General features: G+C 71.2%; 22 protein-coding genes and 1 tRNA gene. 10 read left to right on the top strand and 13 right to left on the bottom strand.

Translation table 11 applies throughout. From position 1 onward, the window contains the following. Positions 1-3: 3 nt before the first annotated feature. The 3 genes from lptE to VM685_RS06825 all read right to left on the bottom strand — a co-directional run bounded on the left by lptE (position 4) and on the right by VM685_RS06825 (position 3,661). Positions 4-507 carry an LPS assembly lipoprotein LptE gene (gene lptE / locus VM685_RS06815; RefSeq protein ID WP_325459365.1) on the bottom strand — a complete coding sequence of 168 codons (504 nt, stop codon included), beginning with the start codon at positions 505-507 and terminating at the stop codon, positions 4-6. Next, a complete protein-coding gene (gene leuS / locus VM685_RS06820) occupies positions 507-3,110 on the bottom strand; it encodes a leucine--tRNA ligase (RefSeq protein ID WP_325459366.1) in 2,604 nt (867 codons plus the stop codon). Before leuS ends, lptE begins: the two co-directional genes overlap by 1 nt. A gap of 83 nt (positions 3,111-3,193) precedes the next feature. Beyond that, positions 3,194-3,661, bottom strand: coding sequence for a DUF3576 domain-containing protein (locus VM685_RS06825; protein WP_325459367.1), 468 nt, complete (start codon positions 3,659-3,661; stop codon positions 3,194-3,196). Positions 3,662-3,930: 269 nt separating this feature from the next. On the opposite strand from VM685_RS06825, the gene VM685_RS06830 reads away from it, so the two are divergent. After that, positions 3,931-4,311, top strand: coding sequence for an NtrZ family periplasmic regulatory protein (locus tag VM685_RS06830; protein ID WP_325459368.1), 381 nt, complete (start codon positions 3,931-3,933; stop codon positions 4,309-4,311). On the opposite strand, the gene VM685_RS06835 is transcribed toward VM685_RS06830, so the two are convergent. After that, positions 4,308-4,904, bottom strand: a complete 597-nt coding sequence (locus VM685_RS06835; protein WP_325459369.1) for a thiamine phosphate synthase — start codon at positions 4,902-4,904, stop codon at positions 4,308-4,310. The genes VM685_RS06830 and VM685_RS06835 overlap by 4 nt on opposite strands. Positions 4,905-4,923: 19 nt before the next feature. Here VM685_RS06835 and VM685_RS06840 point away from each other — a divergent pair, with 19 nt between their 5' ends. Next, complete coding sequence (locus VM685_RS06840; protein WP_325459370.1) at positions 4,924-5,592, top strand: YggS family pyridoxal phosphate-dependent enzyme; 669 nt, start codon at positions 4,924-4,926, stop codon at positions 5,590-5,592. Here the strand turns inward: VM685_RS06840 and VM685_RS06845 are convergent. Next, positions 5,589-6,095: a L,D-transpeptidase family protein gene (locus tag VM685_RS06845; RefSeq protein WP_325459371.1), complete on the bottom strand. Its 507-nt coding sequence runs from the start codon at positions 6,093-6,095 to the stop codon at positions 5,589-5,591. The two genes, VM685_RS06840 and VM685_RS06845, sit on opposite strands and share 4 nt — an antisense overlap. A gap of 53 nt (positions 6,096-6,148) precedes the next feature. Between VM685_RS06845 and VM685_RS06850 the strand changes: the two genes are divergently transcribed. Then, complete coding sequence (locus VM685_RS06850) at positions 6,149-6,832, top strand: response regulator transcription factor (protein ID WP_325459372.1); 684 nt, start codon at positions 6,149-6,151, stop codon at positions 6,830-6,832. A gap of 4 nt (positions 6,833-6,836) precedes the next feature. Here VM685_RS06850 and VM685_RS06855 read toward each other — a convergent pair whose 3' ends face one another. Both VM685_RS06855 and VM685_RS06860 read right to left on the bottom strand, forming a co-directional pair. Next, complete coding sequence (locus VM685_RS06855) at positions 6,837-7,643, bottom strand: exodeoxyribonuclease III (RefSeq protein WP_325459373.1); 807 nt, start codon at positions 7,641-7,643, stop codon at positions 6,837-6,839. Between the two features lie 230 nt (positions 7,644-7,873). After that, on the bottom strand, positions 7,874-8,497 hold the full coding sequence (locus tag VM685_RS06860) for a LolA family protein (RefSeq protein WP_325459374.1): 624 nt from the start codon (positions 8,495-8,497) through the stop codon (positions 7,874-7,876). Positions 8,498-8,595: 98 nt separating this feature from the next. Here VM685_RS06860 and VM685_RS06865 point away from each other — a divergent pair, with 98 nt between their 5' ends. Then, positions 8,596-8,850: a UvrB/UvrC motif-containing protein gene (locus tag VM685_RS06865; RefSeq protein WP_325459375.1), complete on the top strand. Its 255-nt coding sequence runs from the start codon at positions 8,596-8,598 to the stop codon at positions 8,848-8,850. A gap of 7 nt (positions 8,851-8,857) precedes the next feature. Here VM685_RS06865 and VM685_RS06870 read toward each other — a convergent pair whose 3' ends face one another. After that, the gene (locus tag VM685_RS06870; RefSeq protein ID WP_325459376.1) at positions 8,858-11,239 is read right to left on the bottom strand and encodes an FtsK/SpoIIIE family DNA translocase; all 2,382 of its coding nucleotides are present in this window, start codon (positions 11,237-11,239) and stop codon (positions 8,858-8,860) included. 148 nt (positions 11,240-11,387) lie between these two features. Between VM685_RS06870 and VM685_RS06875 the strand changes: the two genes are divergently transcribed. The 4 genes from VM685_RS06875 (at position 11,388) to dnaJ (ending at position 15,759) form a co-directional block, all read left to right on the top strand. After that, a complete protein-coding gene (locus VM685_RS06875; RefSeq protein ID WP_325459377.1) occupies positions 11,388-11,807 on the top strand; it encodes a hypothetical protein in 420 nt (139 codons plus the stop codon). 47 nt (positions 11,808-11,854) lie between these two features. Continuing rightward, on the top strand, positions 11,855-12,319 hold the full coding sequence (locus VM685_RS06880) for a hypothetical protein (protein WP_325459378.1): 465 nt from the start codon (positions 11,855-11,857) through the stop codon (positions 12,317-12,319). Between the two features lie 193 nt (positions 12,320-12,512). Then, positions 12,513-14,423, top strand: coding sequence for a molecular chaperone DnaK (dnaK, locus tag VM685_RS06885; RefSeq protein WP_325459379.1), 1,911 nt, complete (start codon positions 12,513-12,515; stop codon positions 14,421-14,423). Positions 14,424-14,598: 175 nt separating this feature from the next. Beyond that, complete coding sequence (dnaJ, locus tag VM685_RS06890) at positions 14,599-15,759, top strand: molecular chaperone DnaJ (protein ID WP_325459380.1); 1,161 nt, start codon at positions 14,599-14,601, stop codon at positions 15,757-15,759. A gap of 22 nt (positions 15,760-15,781) precedes the next feature. Here the strand turns inward: dnaJ and VM685_RS06895 are convergent, their stop codons facing one another. Beyond that, positions 15,782-17,710, bottom strand: coding sequence for a PQQ-binding-like beta-propeller repeat protein (locus VM685_RS06895; RefSeq protein ID WP_325459381.1), 1,929 nt, complete (start codon positions 17,708-17,710; stop codon positions 15,782-15,784). Between the two features lie 152 nt (positions 17,711-17,862). Here VM685_RS06895 and VM685_RS06900 point away from each other — a divergent pair. Then, positions 17,863-17,939, top strand: a tRNA-Arg gene (locus VM685_RS06900). Between the two features lie 42 nt (positions 17,940-17,981). On the opposite strand, the gene VM685_RS06905 is transcribed toward VM685_RS06900, so the two are convergent. Continuing rightward, complete coding sequence (locus tag VM685_RS06905) at positions 17,982-19,868, bottom strand: M1 family metallopeptidase (protein WP_325459382.1); 1,887 nt, start codon at positions 19,866-19,868, stop codon at positions 17,982-17,984. 221 nt (positions 19,869-20,089) lie between these two features. Between VM685_RS06905 and VM685_RS06910 the strand changes: the two genes are divergently transcribed. Continuing rightward, complete coding sequence (locus VM685_RS06910) at positions 20,090-21,562, top strand: MFS transporter (protein WP_325459383.1); 1,473 nt, start codon at positions 20,090-20,092, stop codon at positions 21,560-21,562. A 1-nt stretch (position 21,563) separates the two neighbouring features. Here VM685_RS06910 and VM685_RS06915 read toward each other — a convergent pair whose 3' ends face one another. Genes VM685_RS06915 through VM685_RS06925 form a run of 3 tightly spaced genes read right to left on the bottom strand, consistent with a single transcriptional unit; the run spans position 21,564 to position 23,035 of the window. Further along, positions 21,564-22,298, bottom strand: coding sequence for a hypothetical protein (locus VM685_RS06915; protein ID WP_325459384.1), 735 nt, complete (start codon positions 22,296-22,298; stop codon positions 21,564-21,566). Between the two features lie 9 nt (positions 22,299-22,307). Beyond that, positions 22,308-22,688, bottom strand: coding sequence for a VanZ family protein (locus tag VM685_RS06920; RefSeq protein WP_325459385.1), 381 nt, complete (start codon positions 22,686-22,688; stop codon positions 22,308-22,310). Beyond that, entirely contained in the window at positions 22,685-23,035 is a 351-nt protein-coding gene (locus VM685_RS06925) for a DUF3147 family protein (protein WP_325459386.1), read from the bottom strand. The genes VM685_RS06920 and VM685_RS06925 overlap by 4 nt, the downstream gene beginning before the upstream one ends. Between the last annotated feature and the right edge of the window lie 54 nt (positions 23,036-23,089).

A 23,089-nucleotide genomic window follows, 5' to 3' on the forward strand; every position in this document is an offset into this window, starting at 1 on the left:
CCCTCAGCTCCCCGTCTTGGCCTCGTTGGCGAGCCAGACGGCCAGTTCCAGCTCGATCCGCCGGGCCGCCTCCTCGGCGGCGCGGTCCTGGGCGTCCTGCTGGGCGGCGATCGAGGCGTAGGGCTGGTCGGCGCTGTCGTAGGTGAGCTCCACCCGCACCCGGCCGCGCTTGGCCTGGGCGCCGGAGGGCAGGGCCGCCAGCACATAGTCGGCGGTCAGCACGTATTCGTAGCGCGTGGCGACGTTGTCGATCCGCACGCCGCGGGGATAGCGGGTCTCGGAGACCGCCAGCGCCATGCGGTAGGCGGGGGCCGCCCCGTGGTTCTTGGCGAAGGCGTCGTCCAGGTGCTGGCGCATCAGGTAGCCGGTGCGGCCCTCGGGGGCGACCACTTCGATGGCGGCGAGGTTCGAGACCACGCCGGCGTCGCCGTAGAGCGGCGTGAAGCCCGCGCAGCCGGACAGGGCTCCGGCCGCCAGCGACAGGGCGAGGACGAGGGCTTTGCGCATCAGGCGGCCACGATGTTCACGATGCGATCCTTCACCACGATCACCTTGCGGATGGTCAGGCCCTCAAGGCGCCGTGCGATCTCGGGATCGTCAAGCACGATCTTCTCCACCTCGGCGGGCTCGGCGCCGGCCGGGGCGGAGATTTCGCCGCGGCGCTTGCCGTTCACCTGCACCGGCAGGACCTTCACCGCGTCCTCGGTGAGCGCCGGATCGAAGGCCGGCCACTCCGCCTCCACGACCATTCCCTGGCCGCCGATGCGGGTCCAGCACTCCTCCGCCAGGTGCGGCGTGAAGGGCCCGATCAGCCGGGCGAAGGCGGAGAGCGCCTCCTGGCGGGCCGCCAGCAGGGCGGGGCTCGCGTCCTTGGCCGGATTGGCCTTCAGCAGGTTGAGGAATTCGTACAGGCGGGCGATGCCGGAGTTGAAGCGGAAGGTGTCGATCGCCTCGGTCACCTGCTTCACCAGCTTGTGGGTGGCGACGCGCAGGGCCTGGGCGGCCTCGTCGCCGTCGACCGCCCCGCCGGCGGCGGTTTCGGGCTGGCTGTCGAACTCGTCCCAGACGCGGTTGACGAAGCGCCAGGCGCCCTGGACGCCCGCCGTCGACCACTGGGTGTCCCGCTCGGGCGGGCTGTCGGACAGCACGAACAGGCGCGCGGCGTCCACGCCGTAGACGTCGAAGATCTCCTCCGGCGCCACCGTGTTCTTCTTGGACTTCGACATCTTCTCGACGTCGCCGATCACCAGGGGCTCGCCGGAGCCAACTCGGACGGCGCGGCGGGTGCTTCCCTCCGTCACCAGTTCCACCTCGTTGGGCTCCACCCACTCGCCGCTCTGGCGGCGATAGGTCTCGTGCGTGACCATGCCCTGGGTGAACAGGCCCGCGAACGGTTCGCGCACGCCCAGCATGCCGTCGTCGGCGAGGGCCTTGGTGACGAAGCGGGCGTAGAGCAGGTGCAGGACGGCGTGTTCGATGCCGCCGATGTACTGGTCCACCGGCATCCAGTAGTCGCAGGCCTCCCGGTCGACGGGCTCGCCGGCGTCCGGATTGGCGAAGCGGGCGAAGTACCAGGACGAGTCCACGAAGGTGTCGAGGGTGTCGGTCTCGCGCTCGGCCGGGCCGCCGCAGGCGGGGCAGGTGGTGTGCTTCCAGGTCGGGTGGCGGGCGAGCGCGTTGCCGGGCTTGCCGAACTCCAGGTCCTGCGGCAGCGCCACCGGCAGCTCCGACCGGGGCAGGGGGACGACGCCGTCCTTCTGGCAGTGGACCACCGGGATCGGGCAGCCCCAGCCGCGCTGGCGGGCCACGCCCCAGTCGCGCAGGCGGAACACCACCGCGCCCTCGCCGTCGTCCTGCGCCTCGACGCGGTCGATGGCGGCGGACTTGGCGGCCTCCACGTCCAGGCCGTCCAGGAAGTCGGAATTGAAGATCACGCCGGGGCCCGTGTAGGCCTCGGTGGCCTCCCTCGCCATGAAGGCGGTGAAGGCGGCGGGGTCCTCGCCGGGCGGCAGGACCACGGCGCGCACCGGCAGGCCGTACTTGCGGGCGAAGTCCAGGTCGCGCTGGTCGTGCGCCGGGCAGCCGAAGATGGCGCCGGTGCCGTAGTCCATGAGGATGAAGTTGGCGATCCAGACCGGCAGCTCGATGGAGGGGTCGAAGGGGTGCTTCACCTTGAGCCCGGTGTCGAAGCCCTGCTTCTCGGCGGTGTCGATCTCCGCCTGGGAGGCGCCGCCCTTCTTGCACTCGGCCACGAAGGCGGCCGCGGCAGGGTTCTTCGCCGCGATCTGTTCGGCCAGCGGATGGTCGGCGGCCACGCCCACGAAGGACGCGCCGTAGAGGGTGTCCGGACGGGTGGTGTAGACCTCGACCCCGTCCTCCTGGCCCGCCGGCGCGACGCCGCCCGCCCAGCGGAAGGTCATCCGCAGGCCCTTGGAGCGCCCGATCCAGTTCTCCTGCATCACGCGGACCTTCTCGGGCCAGCGGTCCAGGGTGGCGAGGTCGTCGGTGAGCTGGTCGGCGTAGTCGGTGATGCGCAGGAACCACTGGTTCAGCTTGCGCTTCTCGACCACCGCGCCGGAGCGCCAGCCGCGGCCGTCGACCACCTGCTCGTTGGCCAGCACGGTCTGGTCGACCGGATCCCAGTTCACCGTGGCTTCCCGGCGGTAGACCAGGCCGCGCTTGTAGAGCTCCAGGAACAGCGCCTGCTGCTGGCCGTAGTATTCCACGTCGCAGGTGGCGAACTCGCGGCTCCAGTCGATGGACAGGCCCAGCTGCTTCAGCTCGTCCCGCATCCGGGCGATGTTGTCGTAGGTCCAGCCCTTGGGGTCGACGCCGCGCTCCATGGCGGCGTTCTCGGCGGGCAGGCCGAAGGCGTCCCAGCCCATGGGATGCAGCACGGAAAAACCGCGGGCGCGCTTGAAGCGGGCGATCACGTCGCCCAGCGAATAGTTGCGCACATGGCCCATGTGCAGCCGTCCCGACGGGTACGGGAACATCTCCAGCACGTAGTACTTGGGCTTGTCGCGGTCGATGACGGCGCGGAACGAGTCGGCGTCGGCCCAGGCCTTACGCCATCTGGGCTCGGTTTCCTTGGGATTGTAGCGGGCCATGCGGCGGCCTTTGGACTGGAGTGGCAGGTCCGGTCAACGGCCGATCATGGTCCGGCGCCGCCGACCTTCGAATTCGGGGAGCGTCAGCCCCGGATGTTCGAAAGTCGGAGCTGGCGCGCGCGCGTCAGGATGGCGTTCTCGATGTCCGTCTCGGTCTGGGTGGCCGGCGCGGCGTCGATCCAGTTTCCGCCGGCGTCGCGGTTCTGCTTGAAGACGGCGACGTTCAGGCCGTCGGCGCGCAGGCGCGAGTCCAGGATGTAGACGGTCGCCTTGAAGCGCTCGTCGGGCTTTTCCGGGTTGGTGTACCAGTCGGTGATCACCACGCCGCCGTAGGGATCGGCGGAGGCCAGCGGCATGAAGGACAGCGTGTCCAGCGTCGCGCGCCAGAGGTAGCCGTTCACGCCGATGCCGGTTTCGGCGGCGGCGGCCTGCCGCTCCTGCCCGCGGCCGAACAGACGCGGGCCGCTGGAGCAGGCGGCGAGGCCCGTCAGGGTCAGCACCAGCACGCCCGTCGAGACGCCACGCATCCAAGATCCGCGCACAAACGGCATATTCACCCGCTCCAATGGTTTCCGTCGCGCGTCACAGCGCTACGGCGCCGCCCCGCGCCGGGCCCTCTATAACAACGGCCCCGCCGGCGCCAAACAGGAATCGCGTGGCCCTGCAGACACAGGCGCCGGACGAACTGCGTCCGCCGGGACCTTCTGTCGCAGACTCACGATTGACCAGGCGGTACGCGGACTTTTAATCGACCTCGACCGTGGCGGTCTTCGTGGAAGCGGGGGCTGCAACTGCGGGGCGCAGGGGCTATATGTTGGTTATGTCGGGTCGTCGGATCATCGGAGTGATCGCCACGGCCGCGCTTCTGGGCGCGGCTGCGGGCGCCGCCGAGGCCGCCGACAAGAAGGTGGATTTCACCGTCCGGCAGGAGCTGGCCTCCCCGATATCCCCCGACGCCAAGACCATGAAGTGGGACGCGCGCCGCGGCCGCTGGGGCCTGACCCTGAACCTCGAGCAGCCGAACAGCCGTCCCTCGACGCTGAACGACGTCGAGGCGGGCGCCTACTACCGGATCACCCCGTCCCTGCGGGTGGGCGGCGCGGTGGCCCTGGGCGAACAGCAGGTCGCCCCCGGCCCGAAGAAGCCGGACCCCACCGAAGGCCAGCCGCGCGTGCGGCTCGAGACCAACTTCAAGTTCTAGGCTCCCGCGAGCCCTTCCACCGCCGCCAGACCGACCAGGCCCGCGTCCTTCAGACGGCGGGCCGTTTCATTGTTGATCCCCCCCAGCGCATAGACCGGCCCGCCCGCCGCGCGGACGAGCCTGGCCAGCCGCACCGGCCCAAGCGGACGACCGGCCGAGGGGCTGTTGCTGGCGAAGGCCACGGAGACCACCGCGGCGTCCGCGCCTGCGGCCAGCGCGGCGCGCGCGGCCCGCAGGGAATGGGCCGCGGCGGTGACGGTCCAGTGCGGCTGGCCCGTCTTCATGGCGCCGGCGCGGTGCGCCAGCCGCTCGGGCAGGTGCACACCGTGCGCCCCGACCCGCCGGGCGAGACCCCAGTCGGCGCCGATCAGCAGCCGCAGCCGGCGCTGCCGGGCGATCGCCAGCAGCTTCACGGCCTGGGCCTCGGCGTCCGGACCCCCGAAGGCCCGGAAGACCACCGCCGAGCCCGCCGGCAGCGTCCGGGCGACCGCGGCCGGATCGGGCGTGCGCACGGGGTCGGTGAAGAACAGCAGGGGCGGCAGGGCCTTCCGCGACGGCGCGGCGGGCTTTAAGAGCGCCGCAGTCCTGCGCAAGGTCCAGAAACCCGTCGAAATGGCCGCCGCTCCCTCAGATCCCGCCGCCGCTTACCACGAGGTGGTGGCCCGGATCGCGCGCGCCGCGCAAGCGGCGGGTCGCGATCCCGCCGACGTGACCCTGGTCGCGGTCTCCAAGCAGCAGCCCTGGGAGGCCATAGAGCCGGTCCTGGCGGCCGGCCAGACGGTGTTCGGCGAGAACCGCGTGCAGGAGGCCATGGCCCGCTGGGCGGGCAAGGCGGCCGGCCTGGAGCTGCACCTGATCGGGCCCCTGCAAAGCAACAAGGCGAAGGAGGCCGTCGCCTTCTTCGACGTCATCGAGAGCCTGGACCGCGAGAAGCTTGCCCGGGCGCTGGCGGAGGAAGCGCAGAAGCAGGGCCGCACGCCCCGCCTCTACGTCCAGGTGAACACCGGCGAGGAGCCGCAGAAGGCCGGGATCCTCCCCGCCGAGGCCGACGCCTTCCTCGCCGCCTGCCGCGGGACCTACGGGCTCACGATCGAGGGGCTGATGTGCATCCCGCCGGTGGACGAGCCGCCCGGCCCGCACTTCGCCCTGCTGCGCAAGATCGCGGGGCGCAACGGGCTGGCGAAGCTCTCCATGGGCATGAGCGGCGACTTCGAGACCGCCATCCGCTTCGGCGCCACCAGCGTGCGCGTCGGCTCGGCGGTGTTCGGCGCGCGCGGCTAGAGCCGGATCTCGAGCAGGTCCCCTGGCTCGGCGGCCTTCAGCAAGGCGGCCATGTCCTCGGGCGCGAGCGCCACGCAGCCCTCGGTGGGCAGGTAGCCCGGCCGGCGCAGGTGGGCGAAGATGCAGGAGCCCATGGCGTCCACGACCGGGTCATCGTTGTGGCCCAGCACCACCACCACGTCGTAGACATCGTCGTCGCGCCACATCCGCTCCGCGCTGGCCGGGTAGGGCAGCTTCACAGGCCGGTTGTAGGCCGGGTCCCCCGGGGCGTCGCACCAGCCGTCGTCCGGAGCGATCGGGGCGACCGGCAGCTCGGTCTCCGGCGGCGGCCCCTTGTCCGGCCGGTAGAGCACCCGGCGGATCGGCCAGGCGCCGGCGGGCGAGAAGCCGTCGCCCTCGCGCTTGTCGGCGGCGGGCGTCACGCCGGAGCGGCCGAGCGCGCAGCGGACCCGGCGGCCGTCGCCGAGGTCGAGGAAGCCGTCAGGCGTGGCGGTGAAGATCACGAAGGCTCCGGAAAGTTTGCCCCTGGGCCACATTACGGTGCATGGTCTTGCCCATGCCTCAACGCAAGACCCTCCTCATCGTCGACGATGACGCGGACCTGCGCGGCGCGGTCGCCGAACAGCTCCAGGCCGAAGACTTCACAACCCTCGAAGCGGACACCGCCGGCGACGGCGTCAGGCTGGCGGTCGAGAAGCGCCCCGACCTGATCCTGCTGGACGTGGACCTGCCCGACATGGACGGCCGCGAGGCCTGTCGGCAGATGCGCGGCAAGGGCGTGGCCGCCCCGGTGATCATGCTGACCGCCGCGGCCGGCGACGACGACACCGTCCAGGGCCTCGACGCCGGGGCCAACGACTACGTCACCAAGCCCTACAAGTTCGCTGTCCTCCTGGCCAGGATCCGCGCCCAGCTGCGCAGCGCCGAGCATTCCGAGGGCGCGGTCTTCCGGCTGGGGGCCTACGAGTTCCGTCCCGCCGCCAAGCTGCTGGTGGACGACCACCAGAAGAAGATCCGGCTGACGGAGAAGGAAACCAACATCCTGAAGTACCTCTACCGCGCCGGCGAGAAGCCGGTGTCGCGCGAGGAGCTTCTGGCCGAGGTCTGGGGCTACAACGCCGGCGTCACCACGCACACGCTGGAGACCCACGTCTACCGCCTGCGCCAGAAGATCGAGCCCGATCCGGCCAACGCCCGGCTGCTGCTGACCGAGGCGGGCGGCTACAAGCTCGCGCCCTGAGGCCCTAGAGGACGAGGTCGGCCGTCACCGGCGCGTGGTCGCTGGGGCGGTCCCAGGCGCGAACGTCGCCGTGGACGCGGGCTGCGGCCGAGCCCAGGCGGAAAGCCGCCTCCCGAAGGCCGGGCGTGACCAGGATGTGGTCCAGCCGCAGGCCGCGGTTCGACACCCGGAAGTCCTGCGCCCGGTAGCTCCACCAGGAGGCCAGCTTCTGCGGCTCGGGGGTGGTCTCGCGCAGCAGGTCGATGAAGTCGAGCGACCCCATCAGCGCGGCGAAGGCTTCCACCTCGACGGGCGTGTGGCTGACGATCTTCGACATGTATTTGTGGTTCCAGACGTCGAACTCGCCGGGCGCCACGTTGAGGTCGCCGACGATGGCCAGCGGCGCCTTGCGCTCGCGGCGGGCGAGCTCGGCGGTCAGCTTCTCGTAGAAGTCCAGCTTGTGGTCGAACTTCGGGTTCGCCTCTCGGTCGGGGACGTCGCCGCCGGCCGGGATGTAGAAGTTGTGGACCTCGACCCCGGCCACCGTCGCGCCCACGCACCGGGCGTGGCCCTCGCGGCAGACATCGAGCGGTGGGGCGTCCTCCAGCGGCAGGGCCGAGGCGATGGCCACGCCGTGCCAGCCCTTCTGGCCAGCGATCTTCAGGTGCGGCAGGCCCATCTCGACGAAGGCCTCGCGGGGGAACTCGCCCTCGCGGCACTTGATCTCCTGCAGGCAAAGCACGTCCGGCGCCTGCTCGCGCACGAAGCGCGCCACCTGCTCGTGCCGCAGGCGGACGGAGTTGACGTTCCAGGTGCAGATCCGAAGGCGCATGCCGCCTACCTAAGCGCCGCCGGCCCGTTCGCCAACGCGGCAAAAGAAAACGCCCGGGCACTGGAGAAGCCCGGGCGTTTAAGTGGTCTCTCATGCCGCCGCCGGGAGGGGATAGGTTCCGGCACGGAATCGGCCGCGCGAGCGTCGCGCATCCGACATAGTGATATTATGGTCACGGCCCGTAAAAAATTCAAGGGCCCAAACGTTAACGCTTGTCTGTTGCGCGAATGTCACGCCCGGTTTCGGTAGGGGTTCTTCAGCACGAAGAGGTCCGCCGACAGACCGGGCGCGCGCTGCAGGCCCGCGAGGCGGACGCGGGTGGCCCGGCCCTGGGCGTCGGTCACCGTCCAGCCGACCAGCGCCAGCGGGCTGTTGGAGAAGCTGAGCGTGATCTGGCCGGCGGTCTTGCGCGTGGCGTCGCGGGCGGTGATCGAGAAGCCGTCGGCCATGCGCGACACCCGGGTGACGGTCACGCCCTTGTCGAGGCGGATGTTGCGGGCGAGGAACAGCGACAGCGGCGTCGACTGCAGCGGATAGCGGTCGAAGGTCTTCAGCCGGCTGTCCTGCACGGCCACGTTGCCCCCGTCGGACACCACGAGCAGGCCGGACGGCGGGTCGTAGGCGAAGCGGGCCTTGCCCGGGCGCTTGAGGTAGACGGTGCCCTGGCTGGTGGCGCCGCGCGCGTCGGTCTGCACGAAGCGGGCGCGGGCTTCGGTGACGCCCTGCAGATAGGCGGTGGCGCGGTCCACCAGCGCCTTGTCGGCGGCGGACAGGCCCGGCGTCTGGGCGGCGGCGACGCCGGCCAGCGGCGTGGCGGCGAGCGCGAGCGCGAGGGATCGGCGGGTGAGGCTCATCTTGGGCTCCGGCATGGGATCAGGCTACCCCGGACGCGGGGCGTCATTAGGGCGCGAAGATGTCGGGCGGCAACGCCCAAGCTTGCGGAGGCGTTCCCATGGCCATGATCGAGGAGCTGGAAGCCCGCCTGGCGAAGGCCGTGGCCGAAGAGGACTTCGAGACCGCCGCCCTGCTGCGCGACGCCATCCACCGCATCCGCCGCGGCGAGAGCAACCTCGTCGAGCAGAAGCCCGGCCGCATGGGCCTGGGCTCCAGCCAGGAGCGCTACGCCTCCGAGGGGACGAAGCCCCTGCCGAAGAAGCCCGACCCGATGACCAGGGGGCACAGGCCCGGAGGGCGGCGGAAGGGCTAGAAGCCGGTCACGGCGGCGCGGAGGCGAGGATCTCGCGCTTCCCGGCGTGGTTGGCGGGCCCCACCACGCCCTCCTGCTCCATCCGCTCGATGAGCGAGGCGGCGCGGTTGTAGCCGATCTGCAGGCGGCGCTGGACGTAGGAGGTGGAGGCCTTGCCGTCGCGCGTCACGATGGCCACGGCGCGGTCGTAGAGGTCGTTGGCGTCGCCCGTGTCCCCGCCGAAGCCGAGGTTGGGGCCCTCGTCGCCGTCCTCGTCGCCGCCGGCCGTGACCTCCTCGAGGTACTGCGGCGTCCCCTGCTCGCGCAGGAACTTGGCCACCGCCTCCACCTCGCCGTCGGAGACGAACGGCCCGTGCAGGCGGGTGATGCGGCCGCCGCCGGCCATGTAGAGCTGGTCGCCCTGGCCCAGCAGCTGCTCGGCGCCCTGCTCGCCCAGGATGGTGCGGCTGTCGATCTTGGAGGTGACCTGGAAGGAGATCCGGGTCGGGAAGTTGGCCTTGATCGTGCCGGTGATGACGTCCACCGAGGGACGCTGGGTGGCCATGATCACGTGGATGCCGGCGGCCCGCGCCATCTGCGCCAGGCGCTGGACGGCGCCTTCGATGTCCTTGCCGGCGACCATCATCAGGTCGGCGACCTCGTCGATGATCACGACGAGGTAGGGCATCGGCTCGGGCAGGATCTTCTCGCTCTCGTACATCGGCCGGCCGGTCTCGTCGAAACCCGTCTGGACGGTGCGCTCGAAGTGCTCGCCCTTGGCGAGCGCCTCCTTGGCGCGCTCGTTGTAGGAGGCGACGTTGCGGACCCCGATCTTGGACATCCGCCGGTAGCGGTCCTCCATCTCGCGGACCGCCCACTTCAGCGCCACGATCGCCTTCTTCGGCTCGGTGACCACCGGGGCCAGCAGGTGCGGGATGCCGTCGTAGACCGAAAGCTCCAGCATCTTCGGGTCGATCATGATCATCCGGCACTGCTCGGGCGGCAGCTTGTAGAGGATCGACAGGATCATGGCGTTGACGCCCACCGACTTGCCCGAGCCGGTGGTGCCGGCGATCAGCAGGTGGGGCATCTTGGCCAGGTCGGCGATGTAGGGCTCGCCGCCGATCGTCTCGCCGAGCGCCATCGGCAGGGTCTGGCCGCCCTTCTCGTACTCGGGCGCGGCCAGCAGGTCGCGCAGGTAGACGGTCTCGCGCCGGGCGTTGGGCAGCTCGATGCCGATGGCGTTGCGGCCCGGCACCACCGAGACGCGGCAGGCGGCGACGCTCATGGAGCGGGCGATGTCGTCGGCCAGGGCCACGACGCGCGCCGACTTCACGCCGGCGGCCGGCACCAGCTCGTAGAGGGTGACCACGGGGCCCGGACGGATCTGGTCCACCGCGCCGCGGACGCCGAACTCGGCCAGCACGCTCTCCAGCAGCTGGGCGTTCTGGCGCAGCGCGCCCTCGTCGAACTGGGACGCCCGCGGCTTGGGCTTGGCCAGCATCGAGAGCTCCGGCAGGCGGAAGCCGCCCGGCTGCACGAAGTCGAAGGTGGCCTGGGCCTCCCGCTGCTCGCGGGTGCTCTCCTTGGGCGCGAGCTTGGGCGCCTTGACCTTCAGCTGCGGCGCCGGGCTCGGCAGGGCGTCGTCGTCCTCCTCGTCGTCGGCGAGCATGGCGGGCGCCGGATCGAGGGCGGCGGCCGGGATGCCGGCCTCCCGCTTCGGCCGCTTCGGCGGCTTCGGAGCCTTCTCGGGCTTCAGCGCCAGCGCCACCCTGGGCTTCGGCTGCAGCGCGGCCTGCAGCCATTCGCCGGCCCCGCGCAGGTCGCGGCGGGAGAGGCCGACGCCGTAGCCCAGGGCCACCGCCGCGCCCGTGGCCAGCATGATCCCGGCGATCAGCCTGGCGAGCGGGATGTGCGCCCAGGCGATCAGGCCGGCCAGCCCCTGCAGCAGGGCGTCGCCCCAGAAGCCGCCGAGGCCCTTGGCCAGCGGCCAGGCGGCCGGCGGCGCGGGCAGGGCGAGCGCCCCGGCGAGCGCCAGCACGCCGAGCGCGCCGACGAGGGCCCGCAGGCGGATGTGGCCGCGGGTGAGGTCGGGCTCGGGCGCGGTGACCCGGGACAGGCCCAGCACCACCATCAAGAGGGCGGCGAGCGCCACGCCGAGGCCCAGGGACTGGACGCCGATGTCTGCCAGGGTCGCGCCGACGCCGCCCAGGGCGTTCTGCGGTGCGCCCGGTCCGGCGGCGTTCAGGCTGGGGTCGGCGGCGTTGTAGGTCGCAAACGCGATCGCCGCGGCGACGCCGACGGCCGCAGTCAGCCCGCCGCGCAGCCGGGCGGTCGAGGGATGCGTCCAGGCGAGCCCGGCGATGTGCCAGAAGAGCTCCATGCCCGTCTTCCGCGCCGCCCGCGCCATGCCGTCCCCTCAGCCTCCGGTGTGATCGAGGGGCATCTTTGGCGCGCCGGGGGTTAACGGCCATTTACCCTGACGCGCCATTTGCCCGGGGCGGTTGCGGCGCGATGGCGCTTCCGAACGACGGCGCGGCGCATTAGGGTCCGCCTCCATGAACTGGTCCATGCCCCGTCCGGTGCTGCAGGTGGTCGCCGGCGGCCTCGTCCTGATCGCCGTCGGCTCCTTCTCGCTCGGCGTCGCCAACGCCCCGTCGCGGGGCCGCCTGCCCGGCGAGCGGGCCGACGGCAGCAAGACGGCGCCGATCGAGGCCGTCGAGGCGGTCCCGCTCAGCCAGGAGCGCATCGAGGGCCCGCCGCCGCCGCCGGAGCCCACGCCCGAGGAGCTGGCGAAGCTCGAGGCAGACAAGAAGGCGAAGGAAGAAGCCGCCGCGGCCGCCAGGCTCGCCGAGCAGGCCGCCCAGCCGAAGGTCGACGCGGCCGCGCCCACGACCCAGGCTCCGCAGCCCGACAGGGTCGGCGACCTCCTGGCCAACCCGCCGCCCCCGCCGGCCGCCGAAGACCCGCCGTTCTAGCGCCCGTTTTCCGAGGCGCGGACGCGCGTCTCGTGCGTTGAGGCGTCATGTCCGCCAAGCCGCTCAGCCTCAGACGCCTGACGCCCGGCGAGCGGGCCCTGGCCAACGAGATGTTCGGCGACGGCCTGGACGCGGAGCGCGTGCGGATCGCGACGATCCCCTTGTGGAACCGAGCCTTCGTGGCCGGCCCCGGCCTGATCGTCTGGCCCGCCAGGGGGCTCCCGGACGACTTCAGCTTCGCCCCGCTCGGCCTCCAGGCGGTCTTCGTCCACGAGCTGACCCACGTCTGGCAGGCGCAGAACGGAATCCGGCTGCTGTTGGCGAAGATCAAAGCCGGCGACAGCCACGCCAGCTACGCCTATGACCTCTCCGGCGGCCCGGACTTCGCGGGCCTCAACATCGAGCAGCAGGCGATGGTCGTGCAGCACGCCTTCCTGGCCTCACGGGGCGCCAAGACGCCGCACCCGCCGGAGCTCTATGCCAACGCACAGCGCGCCTGGCGGCGGGGGTGAGGGCATGTCCTTGTCCGGATTGAGGACATTCACCCTTGCAGGGCCTGCGATTTTCCCCATATCGGCTGGCGACGCGGGGCTTCCGTTAAAGGAAACCTCGCGGCGAGTGATCGACCGGGGGCGTCGCACCCAGGGCGCTTCAATCGAAGGCCAACCCGCGGCGTCCGCCAACTAGGAGCGAGCAAGACTCTCAATGAGCAAGATCATCGGCATCGACCTCGGCACCACGAACTCGTGCGTCGCCATCATGGACGGCAAGACGCCCAAGGTGATCGAGAACGCCGAAGGCGCGCGCACCACGCCTTCCGTCGTGGCCTTCCTGGAGGACGGCGAGCGCCTCGTGGGCCAGCCGGCCAAGCGCCAGGCCGTCACCAATCCCTCCAACACCCTCTTCGCGATCAAGCGCCTGATCGGCCGCAACTTCTCCGACCCGATGGTCGAGAAGGACCGGGGCATGGTGCCCTATGAGATCGTGAAGGGCCCGACCGGCGACGCCTGGGTCAAAGCCCAGGGCAAGGACTACTCCCCCCAGCAGGTCTCCGCCTTCATCCTGCAGAAGATGAAGGAAGCCGCCGAGCAGCACCTCGGCGAGAAGGTCGAGAAGGCGGTCATCACCGTCCCGGCCTACTTCAACGACGCCCAGCGGCAGGCGACCAAGGACGCCGGCAAGATCGCGGGCCTCGAAGTCCTGCGGATCATCAACGAGCCGACGGCCGCGGCGCTCGCCTACGGCCTCGAGAAGAACGACGGCAAGAAGATCGCCGTCTACGACCTCGGCGGCGGCACCTTCGACGTCTCGATCCTGGAGATCGGTGACGGGGTGTTCGAGGTGAAGTCGACCAACGGCGACACCTTCCTGGGCGGCGAGGACTTCGACCTGCGGGTCGTCGACTACCTGGCCGACGAGTTCCGCAAGGAGACCTCGGTCGACCTGCGCAAGGACAAGCTGGCCCTGCAGCGCCTGAAGGAAGAGGCCGAGAAGGCCAAGAAGGAGCTCTCCAGCGTCACCCAGTACGAGGTGAACCTGCCCTTCATCTCGATGAACGCCTCGGGCCCGCTGCACCTCAACATCAAGCTGTCCCGCGCCAAGCTGGAAGCCCTGGTCGAGGATCTGATCACCAAGACGATCGGCCCCTGCGAGCAGGCGCTGAAGGACGCGGGCCTGAAGAAGTCCGACATCGACGAGGTGATCCTGGTCGGCGGCATGACCCGCATGCCGAAGGTCGTGGACACCGTGAAGGAGTTCTTCGGCCGCGAGCCCCACAAGGGCGTGAACCCGGACGAGGTCGTGGCCCTGGGCGCCGCGGTCCAGGCGGGCGTCCTGCAGGGCGACGTCAAGGACGTGCTGCTGCTGGACGTGACGCCGCTGACGCTGGGCATCGAGACCCTGGGCGGCGTGTTCACCCCGCTGATCGAGCGTAACACGACGATCCCGACCAAGCGGTCCCAGACCTTCTCGACCGCGGACGACAACCAGTCGGCCGTGACGATCCGGGTCTTCCAGGGCGAACGCCCGATGGCGCAGGACAACAAGATGCTCGGCCAGTTCGACCTGGTGGGCATCCCCCCGGCGCCGCGCGGCGTGCCGCAGGTCGAGGTCACCTTCGACATCGACGCCAACGGCATCGTCAACGTCTCGGCCCGCGACAAGGCCACGTCCAAGGAACAGTCGATCCGCATCCAGGCCAACGGCGGCCTCTCCGACGCGGACATCGACGCCATGGTCAAGGAGGCCGAGTCCAACAAGGCCGAGGACGAGAAGCGCAAGGCGGTCGTCGACGCCAAGAACCAGGCCGACTCCGCGGTGCACACCGCCGAGAAGGCCCTGAAGGAGCACGGCGACAAGGTGGGCGAAGCCGACCGGACCGCCATCCAGACGGCCCTCGACGAGCTGAAGTCGGCCATGGAGGGCGACGACGCCGAGGCGATCTCGTCCAAGACCCAGGCGCTGATCCAGGCGTCGATGAAGCTCGGCGAGGCCATGTACAAGGCCCAGCAGGAGTCCGGCCAGGAGGGCGCCGAGGCGGCCTCGGACGCCGGCGGCTCGGACGACGTGGTCGACGCGGAGTTCGAGGAAGTCGACGACCAGAAGAAGTCGGCGTGACATCGCGCCCCATGGCGGCGTCCCGCAGTCAGTGCGAGAACGCCGTCACTGGGGACGTCGCCGCCGCTTCTGCAGCACGACAAAGAGGCCCCCGCCCGCTCGGCCACAAGCCTTGCAGCCGGGCGGGGGCCATCCCACCTTCCCTACAACAGAACCTTGAGCGCCTGAGCCTCTGATGCGGGACTATTACGAGATCCTGGGCGTCGAGCGCGGCTGCGACGGGGCGGCCCTGAAATCCGCCTTCCGCAAGCTCGCCATGGAACACCACCCCGACCGCAACGGCGGGTGCGAGGAAGCGGCGGGCCGCTTCAAGGAACTCAACGAAGCCTATTCCGTCCTGTCCGACCCGCAGAAGCGGGCCGCCTACGACCGCTTCGGCCACGCCGGCGTGAACGGCATGGGCGGCGGCGCGGGCGGGGCCCAGTTCCACGACGTGCACGACATCTTCAACGAGGTGTTCGGCGACGTCTTCGGCGACATGTTCGGCGGCCGCCGCGGCGGCGGCCAGCAGAGCCGGGGCCCGGCGCGGGGCCAGGACCTCCGCTACGACCTGGAGATCACGCTGGAGCAGGCCTACGCCGGCGCCGACGTGGAGATCACCGTCCCGGCGGCCATGACCTGCGAGACCTGCGAGGGCTCGGGGGCCAAGCCGGGCACCAGCCCCACCACCTGCAACGCCTGCGGCGGCGCCGGCCGGGTGCGGGCGACCCAGGGCTTCTTCTCCATCGAGCGCGCCTGCCCCCGCTGCGGCGGCTCGGGCACGCTGATCCTCGACCCGTGCTCGGATTGCCGCGGCCAGGGCCAGGTGCGCAAGGAGCGCACGCTCTCGGTCCGCATCCCCTCGGGCGTCGACGACGGCGCGCGCATCCGGCTGGCCGGCGAGGGCGACTCCGGCGCCCGCGGCGGCCCGCGCGGCGACCTCTACATCTTCCTGTCGGTGCGCCCGCACGAGCTCTTCGAGCGCGACGGGCTGGACCTGCTCTGCACCGTGCCCGTCCCCATGGCCGTGGCGGCCCTGGGCGGCGAGATCGAGGCCCCCTGCCTGCTCGGCGGCGACAACTGCGACGGCGAGTGCAAGATCCCGGTGAAGGTCCCGGAAGGCGCCCAGACCGGCAAGACGGTGCGCGTGAAGGGCCGCGGCATGCCCTCGCTCCGCTCGCGCGAGCGCGGCGACCTCGTGGTCGAGCTGTTCGTGGAGACGCCGACCCGGCTCACCGCGCGCCAGAAGGAGCTGCTGCGGGAGTTCGCCGGGACCTGCTCGGAACAGCAGCATCCCAAGCAGGCCAACTTCCTCGGCAAGGCCAAGCGGTTCTGGGACGAGATGACGGGAGCCTGAGGCTCCCGCCCCGCTCGAAGCCCTACTTCGCGCCCTTCGGCCGGTAGGCCACCAGCACGTTGCCGCCCGCCTGGCCGAAGCTGGCGTAGCCCGAGTTCACGAACAGCATCCCGTCGCCGGCGAACACGCCCGCCGCGTCGATCGAGCCCCCCGCGCCCGGGATCTTGTTCACCGGCTGGTAGGCGGTGGTCGCGGTGTCGTGCATGGCCAGCACCTTGCCGGTCGCCGCGTCGAACACCCAAAGCCGCCCGTCGAGGGAGCCCGCCACCACCGCGCCGTCCACCACCAGCGGCGCCGCCGACAGGCCATAGCGGTTGCCGCAGATCGTCACCTTGGCCCGGGCGCCCGTGCAGTCGGGTTCTGCCCGCCACTGCCAGGCGACCTTGCCGGTGGCGACGTCCACGGCGTGCATCCCGGCCGCCGAGCGGTCCTTGGGCACGTTCGGGTCGCTGATCGGGGCGAACACGCGGACCCCGTCGGTGGCGATGCCCCAGTGGACGCCGCCCAGCGGACTGCCCTTGCCGAACTGCTGGCGCCACAGGACCTTGCCGGTGGCCGCGTCCAGCGCCCAGACGTCGCCGGACTTCTGGCCGCCCAGGATCACGTCCTTGCCAGTCTTGCCGCGGAACACCACCGGGCCGGCTCCGAAGTCGTGGTCGAGCAGCACGCTGCCGTCCTTGGCGAAGTAGCAGTTGGCGCCCGGCGGCCGGCTGCCGTCCGCGCCCACCGGGCACGACATGTTCCAGATGTCGTTCTCCAGCGCCTGGAAGACCCAGTTCTGCTTGCCGGTGGCGAGATCGATGGAGGCGATGGCGTCGCTGGTCTTGGTGGCCGGCGGGGAGGTGTTCTCGCCGGTGGAGGCGAAGACCACCCCGCGCTTCACGTCGATCGCCGGGCTGGACCACACCGGCGCGCCGGAGGGGCCGAAGGCCGCCACGCCCTGCGCATTGGTCCGGCCGAGCGGCTTGGCGTCCTCCATGGTGTGCCAGGTCCAGAGCACCTTGCCGGTCGCGCCGTCGACCGCGGCCACGGCCCCGTGGCCCTTGCAGCACTCGTAAGCCGGGCGCATGGCCGCGCCCACGTCGCTGCCCGAGATCGGCACGATGATCCGGCCGTCGTGGATCAGCGGCGAGCCGGACAGCGGCGCGGTCCTGTCGTGCCGCGGGTCGGCCCGCCAGAGGAGCTTGCCGGTCGCGGCGTCCAGCGCCACGAGGTTTCCCTGGGCGTCGCCGCCCACCAGGCCGAGCGGCCCGTCCTTGCCGAGCCGACCGTAGGCCAGGCTGTTGCGGACCTGGGACTGGGTGGGGGTCGCCCACTTTACGCAGCCGGTCCGGGTGTCCAGCGCCAGGATGTGGTTCGCCTGCCCCGCCGGATAGAACACGGTGTCGCCCACGACGACGCCCTGGCCCCGAAGGCCCGAGGTCTTCGGCATGGCGAAGGCCCAGGCGACCTCCAGGTTGGCGAGGTCCTTGGTCTTCAGCCCCGCCTGGGCGGCGCTCATCCGCCGCGTGTTCTCCAGGTCGACCCCGAAGCCGATCTGGGCGGGCCTGGCGGACAGGTCCACCTTGCGGCGGTCGGCCGGGCACATGGCCTCGTCGATCCAGGCCGTGCCCACCGGCGCCTCGGGCGCCGCGAGATAGCCCACCACCTGCCGCAGCTGCTCGCGGGTGAGCTGGTCGCCGATCGGCTTCATCACGCCGGAGGTCAGGGTCGTGGAGAGCGTCTGGGCGCTCATCCTGCGCAGCGAGGCCACGGGCGCGGCGCGGCTGCCGGCGTCGGGCGCATTGTGGCAGGCGCCGCAGTACTGGTCGTAGACCGCCTTGCCGGGATGGCTCTCCCGGTCGTCCTGGCCGTGGGCGACCTGCGCCAGCGCCAGGCCTGCGGCCAGCGCCGCCGCCGCCGCCGTGGCTATGCCGGCGGCCAGCCGCAGTTGTCGGGACGCGGTGACCATGTGTTCCCCCTGATCGAGCGCGCCGCCTCGTGCCGGGCGGCTTCGTCGGGGAAGCTAACCGTACCGGGCCTTCGGAAAATTGCCCGCCTGAAATCTGGAAGGCCGTTTGCGGCCGGCGAGGCTTTCGGCTAGAGACACCCTCCCGCTGGAATGCACCCGTAGCTCAGCTGGATAGAGCGTTGCCCTCCGAAGGCAAAGGTCACACGTTCGAATCGTGTCGGGTGCGCCAGCGTTTTCAGCCACATAGGCCGAGACGCACGCCGCGCCGGAGCTAGTTCTCCGGCTTGCCGTCCACCGTGCGGGCGATCCGGGCGGCGAGGCTCGGGTGGTAGGTGGCCTTCGCCTCGGCGAAGTACTGCCGGGCGAGCGCCTGGCCCCAGTCGCCCTGCCTCATCAGGCCCGTGTAGAGCGGGTTGACGAACAGCCCGCGGCCGACGCTGGCCAGGAAGGCCCGCAGGGACGGCAGGCCCGGCTCGTAGCGGTTGGCGATCACCAGCTCCAGCCAGGCCGACCGGACGTAGCCGTTCGTCGAGGCCGAGAGGCTGAAGGCCCGGTCGAGGTCGGCGAGCTGGGCGGCGGTGAGCTTGCGCGGCAGGTTGTTGAGGAAGCGCTGCCACTCCTGGGTGGTCCAGGCCGTGGCCGGCAGGGACGCGGCGGGGGCGCCCTCGGCGAAGGCCTTCACCGAGCGGTCGACCTCCGCCAGCTTCGGCGAGCTCAGGTGGACGGCGTTGTCCGGCAGGCCGGGCCCGTAGGCCCAGGCGTCGAGCTGCAGCTTCGCCTCGAGCGCGGCGTCGCCCTTCACCAGGTGCTTGCGCAGGTCGGCGAGGAAGCCCGCCGTGGTCTGCGGCTGGAAGGCGTGGCGGTCGAAGTAGCCGCGCAGGTAGGCGTCCCAGCGGGCGCGGCCGACCAGGGTCTCCAGGGTGCGCAGGAAGGTCTCGCCCTTGAAGTAGTCGATCTGGCCGCCGGGCTCGCCGTAGAGCCGGGTGCGCGGGTCCGTGGGCCCGCCCAGCTCGGCGATGTCCGCCTGCAGCCCGTCCCAGGCGAGGTCGGCCTCGATCACGGCGCGCTCGCGGCCGTAGATCGCTTCCATGATCCGGTTCTCGACGTAGCTGGTGAAGCCCTCGTTGAGCCAGACGTCCGGCCAGGTGGCGTTGGTGACGAGGTTGCCCGACCAGCTGTGCGCCAGCTCGTGGGCCACGAGGCCGACGTTGGCGCGGTCGCCGGTGATGAAGGTCGGCGTCAGGAAGGTGAGCGTGGTGTTCTCCATCCCGCCGTACGGGAAGGCGGGCGGCAGGACCAGCACGTCGTAGCGCCCCCAGCGGTAGGGCCCGTAGAGCGCCTCGGCGGCCTCGACCATCTTCTCGGTGTCGGCGAGCTCGAAGGCGGCCCGGTCCAGCATGGCGGGCTCGGCGTAGACGCCGGTGCGGCGGCCGAGGTCCCGGAAGGCGAGGTCGCCCACGGCGAGCGCCACCAGATAGGTCGGGACGGGATGGACCATGCGGAAGCGGTAGGCGCGCTTGCCGGCGCCCGCCGGCTCGCCGTTCGGCGTCAGCCGCTCGCCGCTCATCACGGCCATCAGGTCCTCGGGAACCACGAGCCGCGCCGTCCAGGTCTGGCGCACGCCGGGGCTGTCCTGGGTCGGGAACCAGCTGCGGTTCAGGGTCGGCTGGCCCTGGCTGTAGAGGAACGGCCTGGCCTTGCCGGCGGTGAGCTCCGGCGGCAGCCACTGCAGCGCGCTGGCCTCCGGGGCGGCGGCGTAGGTGACGACGATCCGCTTCGCGCCGCCCAGCTGCACGGTGAGCGGCGCGCCCTTGTCGCCGTCCTTGGCCCCCAGCCGCCAGGCCAGCGGCTTGCCGGCGGGCGTGGTGACCTTCTCGATCCTGAGGTCCAGGGCGTCCAGGACCACCTCGTCCACGCCCGGCTGGGCCAGCACGTCCAGGGCCGCGGTCCCGCTGAGGGTGCGGCCGGCGAAGTCCACCGCCAGGTCGAGGTCCACGTGGGTGACCCGCGCCTTGCGCGGCTCGGCGTAGGACTGCGTATCCACCGCATCGGGGGTCGTCAGGATCGGCGCGACCGGGCGGACCTTGGCCAGGGCCGGGGCGGCGCCGAGCGACAGGGCGGCGGCCAGGAGCAGAACGCGCCGCGTGAGACGAGCCATGGTTTCGGGACCTCCGGAAGATGAGCCGCCTGCTTAGCGGCGGCCCGTCGCGAAGGCCAGTGCGGCGCCGTCAGGCCCGGCGGAGGACCCGCCGACCTCGCGACGGACGGCGGGAACAGGACCGAGACCGTACCGATTCTTCGATTGACGGTGGGGTATGATTGGGGCTTGCTGGGCCAAGAGCGCCGCCCGCCCGAGAGACGGCGCCGGGAGGAAGACGAGTGGCCACAGCCTCACCCGCGGGGGCCGAGCGCCTCACGCTGAAGACCAAGCTGGCGTTCGGCGTCGGCAGCGCCGCCGAGACCATCGCCCTCTACGCCGTCTCCAGCTACGCGCTCCTGTTCTACAACCAGGTCCTGGGCGTCAGCGCCGCCTGGGTCGGCCTGGCGATCTCCGTCAGCCTGGTGTTCGACGGCCTGACCGAGCCGATCGTCGGCTCCTGGTCGGACCGCACCCACTCCAAGTGGGGCCGCCGGCATCCCTGGATGTTCGCCGCCCCGATCCCGATCGCGCTGACCTTCTTCGCCATCTTCAGCCCGCCGGCCTCGCTGGGTGAGCTGGGCCTCGCCATCTGGTGCGGGGTCTCGGTGTCCCTGCTGCGGCAGGTGATGACCTTCTTCCACACGCCCCATCTGGCGCTGGGCGGCGAGCTGTCGCCCAACTACGTGGAGCGCTCGAAGGTGATGGCCTACAATAGCTTCTTCCAGTGGGCCGGCGGCTCGGCCATGGCCTACATCGCGCTGACCTTCTTCTTCCCGAAGACGCCGGAGTTCCACAACGGCCTGCTCAACCCGGAGCCGTGGAACGAGTTCGCCGCCGTCATGGCCGGCGTGGTGATCGTGGTGCTGTTCGCCTCGGCCTGGTTCACCCGGGACCGAATCCCCTACCTGCCGAAGCCGGCCGCCGACACGCCGAAGTTCAGCCCCGCCGAGTTCTTCAAGGACGTGGCCAAGGCGCTGACCAACGTGAACTACGTCTGGCTGCTGGTGGCCTATTTCTTCCTGTCGATGATGATCGGCCTGCGCGAGGGCCTGAGGCTCTACACCTACAGCTTCTACTGGGAGATCTCCTCCAGCGACATGCGGCTGTTCATCATCGGCAGCTTCGTGGGCTACGCCGCGGCCTTCGCCTTCGCCGCCCGCATGCACGGCCGGTTCGACAAGAAGGGAACGGCGATCTGGTCGGCGCTGACCTATGCGGCGGTGCCGGCGATCCCGATCGTGCTGGGCCAGATGGGGATCCTCAGGCCCGACACGCCCGGCCTGCTGCCGATCCTGATCGCCTTCGCCGCGGTCGCCTATTCGGCGGTGAGCGTGCTGCAGATCAGCATCATGTCGGCGCTTGCCGACATCGCCGACGAGAACGAGCTGAAGCACGGGGTGCGCCAGGAGGGCATCCTCTACTCCACCCGCGCGCTCGCCGCGAAGTTCGACCAGGCGATCGGCATGGCGCTGGCCGGCTTCGTGATCACCATCATCGCCTTCCCCGACAAGGCGCAGCCGGGGCAGGTGGCCCCGGAGATCCTGCACAACCTGGCCCTCTGGGACGGAATCCTGTCGGCCATCCCGGGTGTCATCGCCGCCTGGTGCTACGGCCGCTACCGCATCGACCGGCAGGCCTATGAGGTGACCCGCGAGGCCCTGGCCAAGCGGCGGGCGGACGCCATCGTGGTGGCTGCGGCGCCGGCCGAATAGGTCAGCCGCGGCGCATGGCCTGGACCAGGCTGCCCGTGTAGGCCGCATGGCCCACATGGGTGAGCCTGGCCTCCACGTCAGCCCAGATCTCGCCGCCCAGGTCGCGCCAGCGGCGGCAGAAGGCGTAGTCCTCGGAGAGGTATTCGCCGGTCTCCGGCTCCAGCAGAGTGTCGAACACCATCACCGCCTCGGAGCCGTCGTCGAGGACGGCGCGCAGCTCGGGATGGGCGTCGGCGATCCGCTGCAGGGCCTCGCGGCGGATCATCAGGAAGCCGGTGCCGCCGTAGGCCACCTTCGCGATCCCATTCTCCACCTCCACCGAGCTGTCGGGCGTCGGGATGAAGCGCACCACATAGCCGATGGAGGCCGCCTGCAGGTCCTCGACCCCGGCCTTGGCCGCGGCGCGGGCCTTCTCCCAGTCGATGTGCTTCAGCGGGCAGACGGCGGCGACCACGTCCTTGCCGCTCTCCAGCAGGCGGAAGACGTTCTCCGGCGCGAAGCCGATGTCGGCGTCCACGAACAGGATGTGGGTCGCCTCCGGATGGGCGAGGAAGCCCGCCGCCAGGCGGCTGCGGGCGCGGGTGATCAGGGCGTCGCTGGCCAGCAACTCCACGTGCAGGCCGATCCCCCGCGCCTCGCAGGCCTCCTGCAGGCGCAGCACCGCGCCCATGAAGTAGAGGTTCACCTGGCCGCCGAAGCAGGGGGCGGCGAGATAGATGAACGGCCGGTCGGTCATGGCCCCAGCCTAGGCGTCCGCCCGGGCCGGGTCGAGCCGCCGGCGGAGCGGCAGCCACATCGCGACGGCCAGGGCCACCCCGAGGCCGTCGGCGAGGAGGTCGCGCCAGTCGCCGTGGCGGCCGGAGGGGAGGGTCGCCTGCAGGACCTCCACGGCCGCGCCAAGGAGCAGTCCGAAGGCGATGATGGCGCGCCACCTGCGGGGGGCGAGGACGAGGCCGCTCGCGGTCAGCACGAACCAGGCGATGGCGTGCTCCCACTTGTCGCTGAGGCCCTCCGGCTGCGGCAGGGTCTCGCTGGGCGCCAGGCACAGCCAGAGCAGCACGGCGACGGCCAAGGCATACAGGCCGATCCGGACCGGCCGGGCCAGCCGCCAGGGGGCCAGCCTCAAAGCTTCAGGCCCAGGCGCGGGCCGGCCCACACCATCAGCAGGTAGAGTCCCACCGTCAGGGCGCAGCCGCAGAGCAGGGCCGGCCAGAAGGGCAGGCCGCGACGGATCAGCGCCGGAACCACCAGGAACATCGGCAGCGACGGCAGGACGAACCAGAACGTCGCCTCGGCGTGCGCCGCCAGCCGCTCCGGCTCGCGGGTGTCGCGCCACAGCCAGATCATGCCCAGGATGGAGACCAGCGGCAGGGAGGCCACCAGCGCGGCGAACCCCGGGCTGCGCCGGGCGATCTCCGAGACCGCGGCGATGATCACGCCGGAGAGGCCGGCCTTGAGCAGGAGGTAGAGCATTGCGCCTCGATAGCAGATGCCCGCCGCCCTTGCAGGGCCGCGCCGGCCTCTCTA

This window comes from Phenylobacterium sp., from assembly GCF_035539035.1.
Lineage (GTDB): Bacteria > Pseudomonadota > Alphaproteobacteria > Caulobacterales > Caulobacteraceae > Phenylobacterium.

Coding starts and splice junctions, on each gene's coding strand:
- VM685_RS06855 (WP_325459373.1), bottom strand. CDS start 7,643: ATGCGCCTTCGGATCTGCACCTGGAACGTCAACTCCGTCCGCCTGCGG.
- dnaJ (WP_325459380.1), top strand. CDS start 14,599: ATGCGGGACTATTACGAGATCCTGGGCGTCGAGCGCGGCTGCGACGGG.
- VM685_RS06880 (WP_325459378.1), top strand. CDS start 11,855: ATGTCCGCCAAGCCGCTCAGCCTCAGACGCCTGACGCCCGGCGAGCGG.
- VM685_RS06830 (WP_325459368.1), top strand. CDS start 3,931: ATGTCGGGTCGTCGGATCATCGGAGTGATCGCCACGGCCGCGCTTCTG.
- VM685_RS06850 (WP_325459372.1), top strand. CDS start 6,149: ATGCCTCAACGCAAGACCCTCCTCATCGTCGACGATGACGCGGACCTG.
- VM685_RS06860 (WP_325459374.1), bottom strand. CDS start 8,497: ATGAGCCTCACCCGCCGATCCCTCGCGCTCGCGCTCGCCGCCACGCCG.
- dnaK (WP_325459379.1), top strand. CDS start 12,513: ATGAGCAAGATCATCGGCATCGACCTCGGCACCACGAACTCGTGCGTC.
- VM685_RS06840 (WP_325459370.1), top strand. CDS start 4,924: ATGGCCGCCGCTCCCTCAGATCCCGCCGCCGCTTACCACGAGGTGGTG.
- VM685_RS06915 (WP_325459384.1), bottom strand. CDS start 22,298: ATGACCGACCGGCCGTTCATCTATCTCGCCGCCCCCTGCTTCGGCGGC.
- VM685_RS06925 (WP_325459386.1), bottom strand. CDS start 23,035: ATGCTCTACCTCCTGCTCAAGGCCGGCCTCTCCGGCGTGATCATCGCC.
- VM685_RS06875 (WP_325459377.1), top strand. CDS start 11,388: ATGAACTGGTCCATGCCCCGTCCGGTGCTGCAGGTGGTCGCCGGCGGC.
- leuS (WP_325459366.1), bottom strand. CDS start 3,110: ATGGCCCGCTACAATCCCAAGGAAACCGAGCCCAGATGGCGTAAGGCC.
- VM685_RS06865 (WP_325459375.1), top strand. CDS start 8,596: ATGGCCATGATCGAGGAGCTGGAAGCCCGCCTGGCGAAGGCCGTGGCC.
- lptE (WP_325459365.1), bottom strand. CDS start 507: ATGCGCAAAGCCCTCGTCCTCGCCCTGTCGCTGGCGGCCGGAGCCCTG.
- VM685_RS06825 (WP_325459367.1), bottom strand. CDS start 3,661: ATGCCGTTTGTGCGCGGATCTTGGATGCGTGGCGTCTCGACGGGCGTG.
- VM685_RS06895 (WP_325459381.1), bottom strand. CDS start 17,710: ATGGTCACCGCGTCCCGACAACTGCGGCTGGCCGCCGGCATAGCCACG.
- VM685_RS06905 (WP_325459382.1), bottom strand. CDS start 19,868: ATGGCTCGTCTCACGCGGCGCGTTCTGCTCCTGGCCGCCGCCCTGTCG.
- VM685_RS06870 (WP_325459376.1), bottom strand. CDS start 11,239: ATGGCGCGGGCGGCGCGGAAGACGGGCATGGAGCTCTTCTGGCACATC.